This window comes from Amycolatopsis sp. H20-H5 (assembly GCF_035828755.1).
Lineage (GTDB): Bacteria > Actinomycetota > Actinomycetes > Mycobacteriales > Pseudonocardiaceae > Amycolatopsis.
This window is the reverse complement of the sequence record NZ_JAYMZS010000274.1, coordinates 1-1,425: the sequence shown is the minus strand read 5'-3', so window position 1 is coordinate 1,425 and position 1,425 is coordinate 1. Positions and strand designations below refer to the sequence as shown.

At 74.0% G+C, this 1,425-nt stretch carries 2 protein-coding genes and 1 pseudogene; 2 read left to right on the top strand and 1 reads right to left on the bottom strand.

Going from position 1 to position 1,425, the window contains the following annotated elements; all coding sequences use genetic code 11:
* A pseudogene (locus QMK34_RS47435) lies at nt 1–491 on the top strand (hypothetical protein); the annotation flags it as partial.
* Nucleotides 492–496: 5 nt separating this feature from the next.
* Complete coding sequence (locus QMK34_RS47430; protein WP_326421621.1) at nt 497–778, top strand: hypothetical protein; 282 nt, start codon at nt 497–499, stop codon at nt 776–778.
* A 213-nt stretch (nt 779–991) separates the two neighbouring features.
* Here QMK34_RS47430 and QMK34_RS47425 read toward each other — a convergent pair.
* Nucleotides 992–1,425: glycosyltransferase (locus QMK34_RS47425; RefSeq protein WP_326421620.1), on the bottom strand; the 434-nt coding region annotated here is incomplete at its 5' end.

The following is a 1,425-nucleotide window of genomic DNA, read 5'->3' as shown; positions in this document are numbered from 1 at the left end:
ACCAACGCACCGCCATCTACCGCTACAACCACTCACAAACCTACGTAGACACCGTCATCAACTGGGCCAACGCCTACCGAAACGGCGTCAACACCCTCCCCGACAGCACCATCCCCATCGGCGCACCCGCGGACACCCCGGACACCGTGTTCACCCCGGATCCGGCGCCCGGCACCGTGCCGCTGCCCGGCGTCCCGGCACCCGGCGTCCCGGAAACCCCGCTGCCCGGCCTCCCCGGCAGCACCACGCCGACGACGCCCGGCAGCACGACCCCGACCACCCCCGGGACCACGCCGCCGTCGACCACACCGGTCACCACGCCCCCGGTCACGACACCCCCGGCGACCACCCCGCCCGCCACCACACCCCCGGCGACCACCCCTCCGGCCACGACACCCCCCGCCACGACGCCTCCGGCGACCAGCACGACGGCGCCCGCGTCGTCCACCGCCGCCGAGTCCCCGTCGCCCAGCGCGACCACCCCGGGCTGAGTCCGATGGCCCGGCCCTTCGTCCTGCAGATCCGGTGCGACACCGACGGCTACACCCATGCCGTGACCGACGAGGAGTTCGCCGCCGGACGCCACAAGGGCCAGTTCCGCGCGATCTGCGGGCACGTCGTCGTCGCGTCGGCCATGACGGTCGAGCCGGGCCGCCTCGACCCGCTGTGCCGCGACCTGCTGCGCGGGGACCAGCCCGCACCGGCCCCCGTGCCGATCCCCTCCCAGCGCCGCTGGCCCCGCGTGCCCCGGCGGCACCGCCGCCACGCCCGCCCCTGACCGTCCCCACTCGCGGACACCCGGACACAGTCCGCGGACATGTCGACGCCGGTATGATCGTCCACAATGGACGCAAACGGGTGTCGAACTCAGGTCAAGTCGCACGCAACTCGTCGACGAGTCGTGGTCGTTGAACGTCGTACTACCACGACTCGTCGACGAATCGTGGTCGTTGCGTGTGCAAGCACCACGATTCGTCGACGAGTCGCGGGTTCAGAGGACGTCGGCGGTGAGCCGGGCGCGGACGGCGAGGGCTTCGAGGTGCGTAGCGGCCGCCGGGGCGCCGCCCGCGGCGGCGAACGAAGCGCGCACCGTGTCCGCGGCCGCCGCGTAGGACGGCTCGGCGAGCACCACGGCGATGGCGGCGCGGATGTCGGCCGCCGTCGCGCGGTCGAAGCGCAGCCGGACGCCTGCCGACGCGGCGACCACCTGGTGCGCGAGCATCGACTGGTCGTCGCGGATCGGCGCGACGACCAGCGGCACCCCGTCGCCGAGGGCCTCGCACACGGTGTTGTGCCCGCCGTGGCAGACCACCACGGCCGCGTGCCGCAGCAGCGCGACCTGCGGGATCCGCCGCGCGGTCAGCACCCCGTCGCTGATCAGCGCGCCGGACGGGTCGACGACCACGCCCTGCACCTCCGGCATCC